General features: G+C 60.7%; 15 protein-coding genes. 12 read left to right on the top strand and 3 right to left on the bottom strand.

Annotation, left to right across the window (positions count from 1 at the left end):
- Nucleotides 1-15: 15 nt before the first annotated feature.
- The 4 genes from G5S37_RS04195 (at nt 16) to G5S37_RS04180 (ending at nt 3,166) form a co-directional block, all read left to right on the top strand.
- Complete coding sequence (locus G5S37_RS04195; RefSeq protein WP_165201153.1) at nt 16-780, top strand: amino acid ABC transporter permease; 765 nt, start codon at nt 16-18, stop codon at nt 778-780.
- Between the two features lie 35 nt (nt 781-815).
- On the top strand, nt 816-1,553 hold the full coding sequence (locus G5S37_RS04190) for an amino acid ABC transporter ATP-binding protein (protein ID WP_165201151.1): 738 nt from the start codon (nt 816-818) through the stop codon (nt 1,551-1,553).
- A 96-nt stretch (nt 1,554-1,649) separates the two neighbouring features.
- A complete protein-coding gene (locus G5S37_RS04185) occupies nt 1,650-2,354 on the top strand; it encodes a hypothetical protein (protein WP_165201149.1) in 705 nt (234 codons plus the stop codon).
- Between the two features lie 17 nt (nt 2,355-2,371).
- Nucleotides 2,372-3,166, top strand: coding sequence for a 4'-phosphopantetheinyl transferase superfamily protein (locus G5S37_RS04180; protein ID WP_165201147.1), 795 nt, complete (start codon nt 2,372-2,374; stop codon nt 3,164-3,166).
- Here G5S37_RS04180 and G5S37_RS04175 read toward each other — a convergent pair.
- Nucleotides 3,147-3,836 carry a hypothetical protein gene (locus tag G5S37_RS04175; RefSeq protein ID WP_165201143.1) on the bottom strand — a complete coding sequence of 230 codons (690 nt, stop codon included), beginning with the start codon at nt 3,834-3,836 and terminating at the stop codon, nt 3,147-3,149. The genes G5S37_RS04180 and G5S37_RS04175 overlap by 20 nt on opposite strands.
- 123 nt (nt 3,837-3,959) lie before the next feature.
- Between G5S37_RS04175 and G5S37_RS04170 the strand changes: the two genes are divergently transcribed.
- From G5S37_RS04170 to G5S37_RS04145, 6 genes are all read left to right on the top strand, one after another.
- Entirely contained in the window at nt 3,960-4,229 is a 270-nt protein-coding gene (locus tag G5S37_RS04170) for a MoaD/ThiS family protein (protein WP_165211335.1), read from the top strand.
- Nucleotides 4,230-4,254: 25 nt separating this feature from the next.
- Nucleotides 4,255-5,376 (top strand): exo-alpha-sialidase, encoded by a 1,122-nt coding sequence (locus G5S37_RS04165; protein ID WP_165201141.1) that lies wholly within the window; start codon nt 4,255-4,257, stop codon nt 5,374-5,376.
- Nucleotides 5,377-5,613: 237 nt separating this feature from the next.
- Complete coding sequence (locus tag G5S37_RS04160) at nt 5,614-6,417, top strand: DUF1080 domain-containing protein (protein WP_165201139.1); 804 nt, start codon at nt 5,614-5,616, stop codon at nt 6,415-6,417.
- A 2-nt stretch (nt 6,418-6,419) separates the two neighbouring features.
- Entirely contained in the window at nt 6,420-7,802 is a 1,383-nt protein-coding gene (locus G5S37_RS04155; RefSeq protein ID WP_165201137.1) for a sulfatase, read from the top strand.
- A 77-nt stretch (nt 7,803-7,879) separates the two neighbouring features.
- On the top strand, nt 7,880-9,454 hold the full coding sequence (gene metG / locus G5S37_RS04150) for a methionine--tRNA ligase (RefSeq protein ID WP_165201135.1): 1,575 nt from the start codon (nt 7,880-7,882) through the stop codon (nt 9,452-9,454).
- A 171-nt stretch (nt 9,455-9,625) separates the two neighbouring features.
- Nucleotides 9,626-10,435, top strand: coding sequence for an ion transporter (locus tag G5S37_RS04145; protein ID WP_165201133.1), 810 nt, complete (start codon nt 9,626-9,628; stop codon nt 10,433-10,435).
- A 58-nt stretch (nt 10,436-10,493) separates the two neighbouring features.
- Here the strand turns inward: G5S37_RS04145 and G5S37_RS04140 are convergent, their stop codons facing one another.
- Nucleotides 10,494-11,498, bottom strand: coding sequence for an enolase C-terminal domain-like protein (locus G5S37_RS04140; protein ID WP_165201131.1), 1,005 nt, complete (start codon nt 11,496-11,498; stop codon nt 10,494-10,496).
- Nucleotides 11,499-11,573: 75 nt separating this feature from the next.
- Between G5S37_RS04140 and G5S37_RS04135 the strand changes: the two genes are divergently transcribed.
- Nucleotides 11,574-13,013 (top strand): acetylxylan esterase, encoded by a 1,440-nt coding sequence (locus G5S37_RS04135; RefSeq protein ID WP_240914797.1) that lies wholly within the window; start codon nt 11,574-11,576, stop codon nt 13,011-13,013.
- A 237-nt stretch (nt 13,014-13,250) separates the two neighbouring features.
- Nucleotides 13,251-13,565, top strand: a complete 315-nt coding sequence (locus tag G5S37_RS04130; protein ID WP_165201127.1) for a hypothetical protein — start codon at nt 13,251-13,253, stop codon at nt 13,563-13,565.
- Between the two features lie 21 nt (nt 13,566-13,586).
- On the opposite strand, the gene G5S37_RS04125 is transcribed toward G5S37_RS04130, so the two are convergent.
- Nucleotides 13,587-15,905 (bottom strand): response regulator, encoded by a 2,319-nt coding sequence (locus G5S37_RS04125; protein WP_165201125.1) that lies wholly within the window; start codon nt 15,903-15,905, stop codon nt 13,587-13,589.
- Nucleotides 15,906-15,914 lie beyond the last annotated feature (9 nt).

Below are 15,914 nucleotides of genomic sequence, written 5' to 3'. Positions count from 1 at the left end.
CCGCACGTCCACCACATGAATGCCCCCTCCGCCCGACGCCAGCCCCTGCGCGAACTGGCATGGGCCGTGGTACTCAGCGTGGTATGTATCTTGGTGGTGTATGGTGTATTCACCATCATCCAGTACCGCTGGCAGTGGGATGCCATCTGGCTGCGGCGCATCCTGATTCTCAAAGGCTGGGGCACCACCGTGCTGGTTGCCGCGGTGGCGCTGGTAGGCAGCATCATCATCGGCATGGCGCTGATGCTCGGGCAGCGCAGTCCCTTCATTCCCGTGCGGCAACTCTCGCGCGCCATCGTGGAGCTCGTGCGTGGCACGCCGCTGCTGGTGCTTCTGTTGCTGGGCTACTACGGCGTGGCGAATGCCTTCAAAATCAACCAGGCCCTTCCCGTCGCGATTGTGCTGCTCGCGCTCTTCGAAGGTGCGTATCTCGCGGAGATTTTCCGCGGTGCGTGGGAATCTATCGGTGCCTCGCAGATCGAAGCGGCGCGGGCTGTCGGTTTTGACCGCTACCAGACGTGGCGTTACGTCATCTTCCCCCAGGCCCTGCGCCGCGCCCTTCCCGGCACCGCAGGACAGCTCGTGTCCCTGGTAAAAGATTCCTCCCTGCTCTCTGTCATCGCCGTGCAGGAACTCACCCAGGCCGTGCGCTCCGCGAATGCCCAAGCCTACACCGCGCTGGAAGGTTATGTGCCCCTCGCCGTGCTCTACCTCGTGCTCACCCTTCCCATCTCGTGGTGGGCGAGAAGGCTCGAGGAGCGGTACAAGTATGAGACGTGAGATGGAGAGTGCCTGAACACTTAGATCTTTCCCCCATGAAACTCGAAGGCCGCTCCATCGTGAAACGCTACGGCGTGCACTCCGCGCTGGACGGCGCCACCTTCACGGTGCCGGCGGACACCGGGTGCCTCGTCCTCATTGGAGCCTCGGGCAGCGGCAAGAGCACCCTGCTCCGTGTGCTGGGATCCCTGCTGGTTCCGGATTCCGGCGAAGTGCGCGTGCAGGATCGCGTGCTGGAATGGACGGAGCAGGCCACGCTGCGCCAGCGCCGCGTGAATGGGTTCGTGTTTCAGAACTTCAATCTCTTTCCGCATCTGACCGCGCTGGAGAATGTGGCCCTGCCCCTGCGTGAGGTGCATGACAAATCCCCGGACGCCGCACGCACCACGGCATTGGAAGTGCTCGACCGTTTCGGTCTTGCCGCGCACGTGGAGAAGCGCCCTTCAGAACTCAGCGGCGGCCAGCAGCAACGCGTGGCCCTGGCGCGCGCCATCGCTCCCGGCCCCAAGCTCCTGCTGCTGGATGAGCCCACCTCCGCGCTCGATCCCGTGATGACGCAGGATGTGCTGGACCTCATTCGCGAACTCGCGGAGGGCGGCCAGCGCATTGTGCTCTCCACTCATGAGATCTCCTTTGCCAAACAAGTGGCCGATTGGGTGCTTTTCCTGGAGCAGGGCAAGGTGGTGGAATCCGCGCCTGCCCACGGCTTCTTCGCAGCACCCGCGCACGCCACGGCGAGGGAGTTTCTGGAAACACTCACGCGATATCGATAAGCCAGACGGGACCGTCGCCCTGTGCCGCCATTGTGCTTTACAGGGCGCCGGGAACTCCGCATGATGGGGCCGTACCATTCACCTGGAGGTATTGGGATGCCTGACCCACGACACACCGCCACAGCCTTGATGCTCTGCCTGGGAGCACCCTTCGCCGCATTGGCCGAGGCTCCCACCGCGCCGGCACCTCCAACAACCGCCGCCAAGTCGGCCGATCCCGAACTGCCGCAACCCGTCGATGCTCAGGATGTGCAGTCGCTGGTGACGAATCCACCTTTCACCCGCACGCTGAACCTTTCGGATTCCCTCGCGCTCACCGGTATCGCGTATGTGGAGGGCAAGCCCGTGGCTACGATTCTGAACCGGGAAACGAAGCAGAGTTTTGTCGTGTCCGAAGAGCCCAATGCCCAAGGCTGGAAGCTCGCGGAAACCAACGCCAGCAAAAACCTGCAACGCGCCGAGGTGAAAATCATGTTGGGCGCGGAGATCGTGACCGTGCGCTACGGTGAAGACCAACTCACTCCCGGCGCGAAGAAACCCGCTCCACCCAGCCAGGGTCCCCCCGGTGGTCCGCCTCCCCCAGGAGGCCCTCCCGGTGGCTACGATCCGCGCTTTCGCACCTCCTCCCTGCTGGGAGATGACGGTCGTGAGAAATACTACTCCCTTCCCGACAATGTGCGGGACAAGTTCCGTGACACGATGCGCCAGTATCGCGAGCAGAATCCCAACGCCAGCATGGAGCAGTTGAGCTCCTTCGCCCGCAAGGAGTTCGAGAAAGTGCAGGCTGAAAGCCGCCGATGAGCGAAGGCGGCGAGCGCATGCATCTGTACCTGTGCCGCCCTCATTGGGTGACCGATCCCGATCATCTGGCCCGCTGCCACGACCTGCTCGACGAGGAAGAAAAAGCGCGTCATGCCCGCTTCAAGTTCGAGCGGGATGCGCGCCTGTTCCTGGTCTCCCACGCTCTAGTGCGCACGGCGCTCTCAGATTTCGCTGCGGATGTATCCGTCCATCCCGCCGCGTGGCGCTTCGAGACGAATGCCTACGGACGCCCGCGCATCATGCAGGAAGACGGAGCGCCCGGCATGCATTTCAGTCTCACACACACACACGGGCTCGCGGCTTGCGTGGTGGCCAGCAATGCCGATGTCGGTGTTGATGCAGAAGCGGAAAGCAGGAACCTCGACACGGCCACGCTCGCGCCGCGGATCATGTCTCCTTCGGAGCTCGCTCGCTTTCAGTCCGCGTCTGCGGCGGTACAGCGGAAGCAATTCCTCTCACTCTGGACGCTGAAGGAGGCATTCACCAAGGCTCGTGGACTCGGCCTCAATCTACCGGTGGAGAAGCTCAGCTTCTTTGTGAACGGCCACACCATTCACTTCGGATGTCCCGCCGAAGTGGAAGACAAGCCCGGAAGCTGGGAGTTCCGCCTCATGCAGCCCACTCCCGAGCACTACCTTTCGCTGGTCACCCGCTTCGTCAGGGAGACGACGCCAGCACTCCAGTCAAAGTGGTATGTGCCCCTGGTGGGTGAACGCACCACTGAGCAAAGTCCGGCACTGCTGGCCAGCACTCATCCCACGCGGGGAGTTGCTACTTCTTCACCTTCCTGAGCTCGAACTTGTACCACCGTGACCCCCCCTGGGAATCCGGAATACGAATCGCGAGTTCTCCCTCCTTCGTGCTCACCTCAATCCCGTCACGCTTCTCGATGCCGGTTGCTTCGCGTGTCTCGCCCACGGAGATCAGCGTGAACGTGAAAGCATTCGGATCGATGCCCGACACGGCTTCCTCAGCGCAGGTATCGCGTCCGCGATCCTTGTCCGGGATCTGCCACACAGGCTTCCACTCCTTGCCATTGAGATACGTGGGCAGGTTTTTCCCGTCGTGCCGTCCTGGCTTGGCATTCGGACCATTGATCCAATACACCGCGCCCTTTTTCACACGGAACTCCGAGGGACCGTCGATGTGTGCTTCCACCACCAGCGTCTCCACCGGAGGAGGAACCAGCAGGCCCGTGATGGGCACGCCTGCTTTCACTGCCTGCTCGCGGATGTAATCAATATCCACCCGCGCAAAGACATCCACCTTCACCGTGATTTCCTGCCCGTCCTCACGCTTCAGTGTGACGTAGTCGCCCTTCACACTGACGAACTCTGCCTTCGTGGTGAATCCATCCTTGCTGGTGAAGGAACGCATTTCCGCAGACAGGCACACCGCAGCACCGCACTGGAGCAGCAGCATCAGCAGGATGGCGGCGGTCGATTTGCCGGGAAGGAACATCGGCGCCATCATGGAACATCCGATGGAAAAATGCAAACCGTCCAGCCCTGGCAGGCCGGCGGGGTGAAAAGTTCACGCCTGCAGTCTTGTGCAATTCCAGACCTCCCGATAGCCTTCCTCTTGATGCCTCTGGTGGAGTTCACTCCGAATCTCGCAAGTCAGACCTCGGCGCAAGCCTGCCGGGTGGAGGGCGCGACGGTCGGTGAGTCTCTCCAGGCCGTCTTTGCGAAACAACCCGGTCTGCGCAGCTACCTTCTAGATGATCAAGGGGCCGTGCGGCATCACGTGGTGGTGTTCGTGGACGGCGCCGCCATCAAAGACCGGCGCACGCTCTCCGATTCCGTGCAGCCAGACTCGGAGATCTTCATCATGCAGGCCCTTTCGGGCGGCTGAACCAACACACCCACAACCGCCCCCCATGAGCACGACACTTCATCTCGGCACACGCAAGGGACACTTCGCCATCGAGAAGAATGGCAAAGGCTGGAAGGTGGCGCACAGCTCTTTCCTCGGCGTGCAGGTGCCCATGCTGCTGCCGGATGCGCGGGACAGCAAACTCCACGCCGCCGTTGAGCACGGCCACTTCGGCACAAAGATACACACGTCCTCCGACAGCGGTGCCACGTGGGAGGAGCGCGCCTGCCCTACCTACCCACCCAAGCCGGAAGGGACTCCCGACATTCTCTGTCCGATGCGCCAGACGCCGGTGCCGTGGAACCTGGAAAAGATCTGGTCGCTGGAAGCCGGCGGCGCAGATGAGCCGGGTGTATTATGGTGTGGGACAATCCCCGGTGGTCTCTTCAAGTCCACCGATGGCGGAGCCAGCTGGAACCTGGTGGAGAGTCTGTGGAACCGCCCCGAGCGAGCCAAGTGGTTCGGCGGTGGCTACGATTGGCCCGGCATCCATTCCATCTGCGTGGATCCCCGCAACAGCAAGCGTGTGGTCCTCGCCATCTCCTGCGGAGGCGTGTGGGAGACCCTCGATGGTGGCGAAACATGGGATCGCTATGGCAAGGGACTCGTTGCAGACTTCATGCCTCCCGGTCAGGAGGAAGATTGGGATTCCCAGGATCCTCACCGCATCGACGCCTGTGTCACCGATCCCAATACTGTCTGGATGCAGCATCATTGCGGCATCTACCGCTCCAAGGACGGCGGCCACACCTGGCAACGCTTTGACAACGGGAACCCCGCCGTCTTCGGTTTCGCCGTGGCGGTGCATCCGCAGAAGCCGGAGACCGCGTGGTTCGTGCCCGGCGTGAAGGATGAAATGCGCGTGCCCGTAGATGGCGCGCTGTGCGTGATGCGCACCCAAGATGACGGCAAGACCTTCGAACCCCTGCGCAAAGGACTGCCGCAGGAGCACGCCTACCACCTCATCTACCGCCACTGCCTGGATGTATCTCCAGATGGCCGCACCCTCGCCATGGGCTCCACTACTGGTTCCGTATGGATCAGCGAGGACAGTGGCGACTCATGGACGCGCCTCAGCGCGGAGTTGCCGCCGGTGTTCTGCGTGCGGTTTGAGAAGGGGAGCTGAAGCCTGGTAGGCAGTTCCTTTTCTCCGGAAGCTTAGTCGCGGAGCGACGTCCGTGTCTTAGCCCGGCCTTTCAAGGCCGGGTCGCCGCACCACTCAGTTGTGTCGCGAAGCGACACGCGAACCGCATGCAGCATCGTAGCCTAGCCGTCATGTTGATGATTTTTTTTCGTGGAGCACAGCGTTGATAGTGCCGATATGAAAAGGCATGCATCTCCAGCTTTGAAATTCTCCTGCAGCATGCTCGGCATCGCATGCATCGGCTTTATCTCAGGTGTTACCTACGCGCAGGCTCCCAGTCCGACAGCCGAGGCGAAGAAACCCAACGAGAAGGAAAAAGAAAAGCGCATGACTCCCGACGGAAAATGGGAGGTGCACAGCATGACCCGCCCGAAGCCATCCGTGGTGGAGCCGAAGTATGATGGTCAGCCCGTGCCACCACCCCAAGGTGCGAAAGTGCTTTTCAATGGAAAGGACCTCTCCCAATGGAAGGGCTCACCGCGCAAAGATTCGCCCGACCAGAGCGAGGCACCGAAATGGAAAGTGCAGGATGGTTATGCGGAAATCGTCGGACGCGCCGGCTCACTGAAATCCAAAGAGACCATCAAGGGTGACGTGCATCTGCACATCGAGTGGGCCACGCCTGCTGAAATCGTGGGCAAGGGTCAGGGTCGCGGCAACAGCGGCGTGTATCTCGGAGGCTTTCCGGAGATTCAAGTGCTCGATTCCTACGAAAACGAGACGTACGCGGATGGCCAGGCTGCGGCACTCTACGGCAACTACCCGCCCGCGGTGAATGCCTCCAAGAAACCTGGCGAATGGCAGAGCTACGACATCATCGCCGAGCGCGCGAAGGTGGAAAACGGCAAGGTGGTCCGCAAGGCTCGCCTCACGGTGAAGCACAATGGCGTGGTGGTACATGACAAGGTGGAACTCGACACCCGCACCATGGAAGGCGACATCACCCTGCAGGATCACCTGAACCCCGTGCGCTACCGGAACATCTGGGTCTTGCCGTTGAAAAATGACGAGCCAAAGTCCTGAACATGATGACGCGTCGTTTCCTGCTTGTCCTGCTGTGCCTGGTCTCCAGCGTTGCCTCAGCACGTGCATCGAAGCCAAACATCGTCGTCTTTCTCGCCGATGACCTGAGCTGGGGCGACTGCTCCATCTACAATGCGAAGAGCGGCATTCGCACGCCGAACATGGAGCGCATCGCGAAGGATGGGATGAACTTCCCGCTCGCGTTCGTGGCGTCGCCTTCCTGCGCGCCGAGCCGCGCCGCGCTGCTCACCGGTCTCTATCCCGCGCGGAATGGCTCCATGTTCAACCACCAGCGCCCGGATCCGCAGCACAAGAAGTGGCCTGCATGGTTCAAGGAAGCCGGCTACGAAACTGCCGCCATCGGCAAGGTCGCGCACTACGCGCAGGTGCAGGAGTACGGATTCGACCACGCCAGCCACTTCAAGTACCACGAGGACGACTGCATCACCGCTGCCGTCTCGTGGTTGGAAAATCGGCAGAAAGAAAAAGACAAACAGGACAAGCCACTGTGTCTCATGGTCGGCACCAACTGGCCTCACGTGCCGTGGCCGGAGAAGACCAGCTACAAGCCCGGCGAGGCTACCCTGCCCGCATCCCAGGTAAACACACCTGAGACCCACCAGGCGCGTGCGAAATATGCAGAAGCCGTGAGCAACGCGGATCATGACCTGGGTGTGGTGTACGACGCCGCGCGCAAGCTGCTCGGCGAAAACACCCTCTTCATCTTCACCGCCGATCACGGAGCGCAGTTTCCCTTTGGAAAATGGAACTGCTATGACGCTGGCATCCGCACTCCGTTCCTCGTCGTGTGGCCGGGAAAAGTGGCTCCAGGTTCCACTTCGGATGTCCTGGTGAGTTGGGTGGACATCCTGCCCACCTGCCTGGAAGCCGCTGGAGCGGCGCTACCCCCGGAGGGCACCCTGAGCGGCAAGTCGCTCCTCCCCGCCCTCTCGGGAAATTACGTCCGGGTACGCGAACACATCTTCACCACGCACAGCGGCGACGGGAAGATGAACGAGTACCCCACGCGCTCCGTGCGCACCCGATTCTGGAAGTACATCCGCAATCTAAAACCGGACACGGAATTCACCTCTCACATCGACAAGGCCCAGGGCGGCGATGGACGCAGCTACTGGACCTCATGGGAAGCCGCCGCGCGGCAGGATCCCAAGGCCGCCGCCATCGTAAAACGCTACCATGTCCGGCCCGCGGAGGAATTGTACGATCTGGTTGAGGATCCAGATGAGCTGCACAACCTCGCCCAGGATCCAAAAGCCGCAGAACCCCTGGCCGAACTGCGCGCCGAACTCGACCAGTGGATGGAAGAACAGGGCGACAAAGGACTGGAGACAGAGGCGGCGCGGAAGCCCAAGGAGAAGCCGTAAGTCCGGCCGCCACGGGCGCGACTGAGAAGCGATTGCCAGTTGACCGCAGCACCGTCTCCGGCAACCCTGACTCCCCCGTGAAACCGTACTACCTCACCACCGCCATTGATTACACGAATGCGCCCCCGCATATCGGCCATGCCTACGAAAAAATCCTGGCGGATGTGATGGTGCGCTTCCAGCGCCTCGCAGGCCGTGAAGCCTATTTCCTGACCGGCGCGGACCAGCACGGCCAGAAGGTGCAGAAGAGTGCGGAGAAGGAGGGTGTAAGCCCGGCCCAGTTCGTGGATGACATCACGGCGAAATTCATCGCCATGTGGGATCGCCTGAACGTGCGCTACGACCACTATGCGCAGACGGTCGACCCGAAGCACAAGAAGGTCGTGCAGGCCATGCTGCAGAAGCTGCATGACTGCGGCCAGCTCTACAAGCAAAGCTACGGCGGCTTCTACAGCGTGCGCCAGGAGCAATTCCTTACCGACAAGGAACGCGGTCCCGATGGCAACTTCGGCGAGGAATGGGGCGAGGTAGTGGAACTTCAGGAGGAGAACTGGTACTTCCGCCTCAGCGAGCACGTGGAGTGGTTGCGTGGCTACATCAAGAGCCATCCCGATTTCATCTTCCCCGCCTTCCGCGCGAATGACGTGCTGAACGCCCTCGAAGGCGGTCAGGACCTCTGCATCTCCCGCCCTGTCGAGCGCCTGAGCTGGGGCATTCCCCTGCCCTTTGATGAGCGTTTTGTGAACTATGTGTGGTTCGATGCACTCACGAACTACATCAGCTTCGCCGGCTACCTCGCGGATGAAGTAGGCAACGAAGGTATGCCCGACTTCGCCAAGCTCTGGCCTGCCGATGCCCACGTGATCGGCAAGGACATCCTCGTGCCCGCCCATGCCATCTACTGGCCCATCATGCTGCATGCCCTCGGCTTCAGCGATGAGCAGATTCCCCGCCTGATTGTGCACGGCTGGTGGAACATCAAGGGCGCGAAGATGAGCAAGAGCGTCGGCAACGTGGTGGGACCTGCCGAACTGGCCGATCTCGTCACCGTGGACGGCCTGCGCTTCTACCTCATGAGGAGCATGGCCACTGGCTACGACGCTGATTTGAGCGTCGACCGCATGATCATCGATGTCTATACCGGCGAGCTTCTCAAAGGTCTGGGCAATCTGCTGAATCGCGCCGTCAACATGGCGCAGAAGTACCGCAGCGGCCTGCTTGCGGCGTCTTCCTACGATGATGACCTCAACAAGGCTCTGAGACAAACGGTAGCGGAGGCTCCTGCCCGGTATTCCGAGAAGATGAACGCATGGGCCATCCACGAAGGCATTGCCGAGGCGTGGAAGATTGTCGACCACGGCAACAAGTTCGTGGAAGACACTGCCCCATTCAAACTCGCCAAGGATCCGGAACAGGCGGCGCGTCTCGACAGTATTCTGGCCCACCTCGCCGAAGCGGTGGCCCATGTCAGCGTGCTGCTTAGTCCCATCATGCCTGATGCGTGCGCGGAAATTCGTCGCCAGCTTAACTGGCAGATGCCGGATGGCTTTACGGTGAATGACCTGAAGTGGGGCCTGCTACCCGCCGGTCACCAGCTGAACGAGCCGAAGATTCTCTTCCCCAGAATCGAGCTCGAAGGCGACAAAAAATAATCTGTCCCATCCTCAAGCTTCGAGCCTCAAGCCCCAAGCGGGAGGCTCGTATTTCGCGCGGCGGTTTTCCCCGACCCGCCTCGCGATTTGCACGATCCGTTGATGAAACGGCCTTCTGCTTGAGTTCGTCGACATCATCAGTAAAGGGGCGGCGGCCAAGTCCGCCGCTCCATGTCCAAACCTGCCAATGCCCCCGCTGACCACGATACCAATCAGGAACCGCTGACCTTTCTGGACGTCGTCACCTTCTGGCTCTCAGTGTATGTGCTGATTGCCCTCATCGCGGAGTACCTCTTCAAGCTCTCCGAAGACACGAAGGTCATCCTGGCCTATTCAGACTGGATTGTGTGCGGCATCTTCTTCATCGACTTCGTACGGCGGTTCGTCCGCGCCCGCTCGAAGCTGGGCTACATGAAGTGGGGCTGGATCGATCTGCTGTCCTGCATTCCCATGGTGGACGCCTTCCGCGCCGGGAGAATCTACCGCCTCGTCCGCGTCATTCGCATCCTGCGCGCCTTCCGCTCCTCCCGCAACATCGTGGGCCTGCTCTACCGCAAGCGTGCGCAGAACACCTTTGCCGTGGTGGCCACCACCACCTTCGTGGCCACGGTGTTCTCCGCCATCATCGTGATGGAGTTTGAGCGCGATTCCGCCTCTCGCATCAACGAACCTTCCGACGCCATTTGGTGGGCCTTCTGCACCGTCACCACGGTGGGCTACGGCGACTACTATCCCGTGACCACCGAGGGGCGCATCACCGCCGTGGTCCTCATGACCTTGGGAGTCGGCCTCTTTGGCACACTTGCGGGGTACGTCGGAAGCATGTTCACCGGTCCCACCTCCAAGGCGGAGATTCACAAACTTTCTTCCATGGAAGAGAAAATGGAGAACCTGCAAGCCACGGTGGAGAGGTTGGAGAAGTTGCTGTTGGAGCAGCAGGTCACTCCCTCCGCCAACGGCAAACACACCAGCAGAGTGTAGAGCGTTTTAGCTAGAACCCTGGCCGTAATTACGCCGAAATCGCTTGGGGAGCATTCTTCTAGCTGGGTGCCACTCCAAGTCCCGCACCTTCGGGCAGCAAAACTTCTCCTGCGTCGCCAAACTTCACACCACTGTAGTCGTCATCCGCCACATAAAGGTGGCCATCGAGATCCACCAAATCCGCCAGGGGCGCGAGATGGGCAGCCGCAGTGACACCGATGCTGCTCTCGATCATACATCCCAACAGCACGCGCATCTTCAGCACACGCGCTGTGTGAATCATCTCCCGCGCCTCTTTGAGGCTGCCGCTCTTCAGGAGTTTCACATTCACGCCATCGACCAAGCCAGACAAAGCCCGCGCATCATCGACATTCTGCGCGCTCTCATCCGCATAGAGCGGGAGCGGAGAGTGCGGCATCGCCTTGCGCAGTTCACGCCACGCAGCCACCCCACCAGAGTGATGCAGCGGCTGCTCGACGAAGGCCAAATCATACCGCGCCAGCTTCGGTATAAGCGCTGCGGCCGTTTCCACACTCCAGCCACCATTCGCATCCGCAAAGATGGTCGCCTGCGGGGCCGCTTCACGCGCCTTGGCCGTGATGGCTTCATCGAACTCCGCATTCCCGCTGCCAAGCTTCAGCTTCAGCACGCGGAACTGGCGATGCGTCTCGCGCACCTTTTCCGCGAAAGCATCCAGATCCGTGGGAATGCTGAAGGAGCGGCACGCGGGCGGCAGCTTCGTCGCATCGAGTTCCCACAGCTTCCAGAGTGGCAGACCACGCTGCTTCCCCACGGCATCATGCCACAGCACATCCAGGGCGAGTCTTCCCGCGCGCGGACCTGCCTCCGGCACAGGACTCCCCTGCCACGCGAGACCTTGAACCCAGCGCAGTGTGTCTTCGGGATTCTCCCCGTAGTAGGGAACAAACGGCGCCTCACCCACCGCATCGCCCCAGTGCAGTCGCAATACCTGTCGCTCGGTGGAAGTCCCATGCGCAATCCGGAAGGGCTCCGTGAGATGCAGAGTCTTCAATTCCACGCGCAGGGGCTGGTCACTCGTCATGCATCAAGGTAATCGCACCTGCCCCATCGCCAAAGCCCGGCGTCATTTTCTTTGGCGCAAAGAAAAAGCTGCGCCATGCGTGCGTTCCTTTCGACTCCCATTTCCATTCATTTCTCCGGCATCATGTCTCCTCGCATTTCCCTTTTCGCTGCCACGCTGGCGCTGACCACCGTTGTCTCCGCCGCCGCTCCCGCCACCTCCACGACTCCTGCCGCGCCCAAGCCCGCGCCGACGAAGCCGGCGGCAGCTCCAGTTCCAGCTCCAGCGCCCACTCCCGCCAAGCCGCTGAATCCCTTCGTCGTGCATGCGGAGAAGGAGAACGCCACCTACAAGACCGGCGAGCAGGTGACCTTCACCATCACGCTCGCCAAGGACTCTCCTGCGCCGCGCGATGCCGAAATCTCCTGGAGCATTTCGAAAGATGGCGTGCCTCCCGTCACGACTGCCAAAGGCAAGCTGGTGGATGGCAAGGCGACCGCTACCACCTCCTTGAATGAGCCCGGCTTCCTCCTCTGTCGCGTGAGCTGGAATCAGGATGGAAAGGTGCACAACTCCCTCGGTGGGGCTGCGGTGGATCCGCTGCTCATCAAACCCAGCCTGCCGGTGCCGGATGACTTCGATGCCTTCTGGGATGCGCAGAAAAAGAAGCTCGCCGCCGTGCCAGCGAAGTCCACCCTGACTCCAGTGCCTTCTCCCACAAAGAAAGCTGAGACCTTCGATGTGAAGGTGGATGCCCTCGGCGCACCCGTATCCGGCTACTTCGCGCGCCCGGTGAACGCCAAGCCGAAGAGCCTACCCATCATTCTGATGGTGCACGGCGCTGGAGTGAGCTCGTCCAACCTCCCGTCCGCGGCATCTTGGGCGGAGAACGGCATGCTGGCCTTTAACATGAATGCCCATGGCATTCCCAATGGCAAACCACCGGAATTCTACAGCAGCCTCGCACAAGCGGACTTGAAGGACTATCGCAATGTGGGACGCGACTCCCGCGATACTTGGTACTTCCTCGGCATGTTCCTGCGCGAAGTGCGCGCCCTCGACTTCCTCTGCTCACAGCCCGAGTGGGATGGCAAGACGGTCGTGGTGTATGGCAGCAGCCAGGGTGGCTTCCAGGGATTCGCCATCTCGGCAATCGATCCTCGTGTCACCTTCCTCGCCGCCGGCGTGCCTGCCGGTTGCGACCACACCGGCATCGTGGTGAACCGTGTGAATGGATGGCCGAAAGTTGTGCCCAATCTTCCCGACGGCAAACCCGACCCCAAGGTGCTCGAAGCATCACGCTACTTCGACAACGTGAACTTCGCTGCCAAGACTAAAGCGAAGGGCGCCTATCTCACCGTGGGCTTCATTGATACCACCTGCCCTCCCACGGGCGTGTACGCCGCCTACAACGCCCTGCCGCTCTCCACGAAAGCGATCTACGATGACATCCCCAGCGGACACGCGAACTCACCCCAAGCCAGCGCGGCCATGGTAGAGGCGGTGAAGAAGCATGTGAAGGAGAACTCCAAGTAACTTTGGCGACTTCGCATTCCTTTTCATAACCCGCTTATGAGCATGGAAGTATCACAGCTCATTCACGAAATCAGCAGAAGCCCCCACTGCGTTCTGTATCCGCCTGCCGGCAGACCATCCATCTCCGCTGGAGCATCACTTCCACCTGATTTGAGTGAATTTTATGATCGCTGTGGAAGTGCGGTCTTGTTCTCTAGTCGCAACTCTGGTTTCACAATTGTGCCTCCCTCGGAGTTGATGCCGGCGAATCCCATTCTACTCGGTTCACACTACCTCAAGCATCAGGAGGAAATCGATCAGGACATCTCGGCTTGGTGGTATCTCATCGCGAAGGGAAACAATCCGACGGAAGCCATCGTCATCGATCTCCATCCAGAGAGACTGGGCAGGTGCTATGATGGTTTTCACCAAGTCTACGCCACTGCGGATTCCAGAGTAGTCGCGCGCTCCTTCACCGCCCTCATCGAGGGATTGCTACATGCCAAAGGGACTTCCCACTTCTGGGAGCAGGAGGACTTTGAAGACCTGGGATTCGCTTATGAGGAAGGGTGAGGCCCAAGCCAACTCCCAAGCTTACACCTCCGGCCGCATCCGCGAGACCAACACGCTCTTCACCAGGCGGATCAATTCCACCGGCTCATAAGGCTTGGGCAGCGCGGCGGTAAATCCGTAGGCGACAGGCTGGGCCATCACCGGGTCATCGGAGTAGCCGCTGCTTACGATCGCGAGAATGTTCGGCTCCAGGGCACGAAGTTTTTCCATGGTGCGCAGGCCACCCATCCCATTCGGGATGCTGAGGTCCAGCACCACGAGATCAAAAGGGCGCCCATCCTGCATGGCCTGCTGGTAGAGGCGCACGGTGTCGTTGCCATCCACCGTCTCCACCACCTCGTAGTTCTGCGTCTGCAGGCCGCGCACGATGAGGGCGCGCACGAGGTGATCATCCTCCAGCACCAGGATGCGGGAGTTCGTGGACGGCGAGGTGAAGGTGGCGCCCAGCGCCAGCGCATCCGCCTCTTCTGCATCTCCATCTACGGGAATAAAGAAGCGTACCCGCGTGCCCTGTCCCTTGTGGGAATTCACCGAAATGGTGCCGCCGTGCGACTTCGCGATGGACTCACACACAGTGAGGCCCAGGCCGGTCGCACTCTCCGATTTGCGCGTGGAGAAGTAGGGCTCGAAAATGCGTGAGAGATGATCCGAGGCAATGCCCTCGCCACCGTCGCGCACTTCCAGCGTCACACCGGCGAATTCGCCCGGTGATTCGGAAAGTGTCTCATGCGGGAACATCTCCTCCTCGGTCGCCACTTCGCAACGAACATAAATATCGCCTCCACGCACGGTGGCCTGTTCCGCATTGCGAATCAGGTTACCCAGCAAGCGGCGGATCTGATTCGGATCCACGGCCACTTCAGGCAGATCCTCCTGCACCTCCACATAGTAGTGCACATGCGGCACGCGCGCGTGATGCTCAAAGAAAGTCTTCACCAACTCCGAGAGCGAGATCTGCCGTTTGATGGGCGCACCGCCGCGCGCAAAGGTCAGGAGCTGCTGCACGAGGTCCTGTGCCTGCAGGGTGGCCTGTTTGGCCGTGGTAATCTCCGGCGGCCTGTCAGCCTCATTCGTGTAGCGCATCTCGGCGAGTGCGAGATTGCCCAGCAGCACGGTGAGCAGGTTGTTGAAGTCGTGCGCAAATCCGCGCGCGAGCAGACCGAGGGACTCCAGGCGATCAAGCCGGTTGTTCCGCTCCACTTCCAGCTTCCGCGTGGTGATATCCTTGATGAGAAGGAGCAATCCATTCGCGAAGGGATAGGTGCGTGCCTCATGCCATGCCGAAAATTCTTCCAGATAGATCTCACGCGTTACTGGCTCGCGATGCAGCAGTGCTCGGGCGAGCGCTTCGTAGTGGCTCAGGCGCACGCTCGGCGGCAGCACATCCCAGAGGGACTGGCCCAGGAGCGCACGCTTGTCGCGGCGGAAAAGTTTGGTCGCGCTCGCATTCACATACGTGAAGCGCCACTGGCCATCGAGCGCCACGAGCGGATCCGAGATGCTCTCCACGATGTCCACCAGCGGAGCGGTGCTCGAACTGATTGCTTGAGGAGGTGGAGGAAGCGGTGCGGCAACCGCCGGTTTCTCCACGGGAGACAACGGACGAAAAAGAACCACGATCCCCACCACGCTGCCCAGCTCATCATGCACCGACGTTACACGGTCTTCGATGAGCACACGCTCGCGCGTCTTCGTGGTGAGCAGGAGCTGGCGCGGCATGGCGTCCTCCTTGTCATCCGCAGGCAGGACAAGCATCATCTCGCCCTCGATGTTGTGAATGGCATACACCTCGGTCAGCGTGCGGCCGGAAGCTTCCGCGACACTCCATCCCAACACACGTTCCGCGGCAGGATTTACGAAGAGAATGCGTCCCGCAACATCCGCACCGATGACGCCGTCCTCAAGACTTTGGAACGCATGGAAAAAGCTTTCTTCGTAGCGCCGGCGGCGTTGCTCTTCACGATTGCGAACAGCGGCCATCTCAAGTGAGGCACTCAGTTCGGTCTCGCTGTAAGGCTTCAGCAGATAACCGGAAGGATGTGTCTCCCTCGCGCGCGCCACAGTCTCTGCATCCACACACGCGGTGAGATAAACCACGGCTACAGGAAAGCGCTTCTTCAGAACCTTGGCTGTTTCGATGCCGTCTATTTTTCCACCGAGATGCACATCCATGAGCACCACGTCGGGACGAAGATCGCCCACCATGTTCAGCGCCTCTTCACCCGTGCGGCAGAGACCAGCGACCATGTAGCCCAGCCTCTCGAGAGTGGCTGCGAGATCGCACCCAACGAGACCTTCATTCTCAACGATCAGTACTCGTATGCGGTCGCGGTCAGCCATGAAAGTACA

Origin of the sequence: Roseimicrobium sp. ORNL1 (assembly GCF_011044495.1) — a bacterium.
GTDB lineage: Bacteria > Verrucomicrobiota > Verrucomicrobiia > Verrucomicrobiales > Verrucomicrobiaceae > Roseimicrobium.
This window is presented reverse-complemented; position numbering and strand designations above follow the sequence as displayed.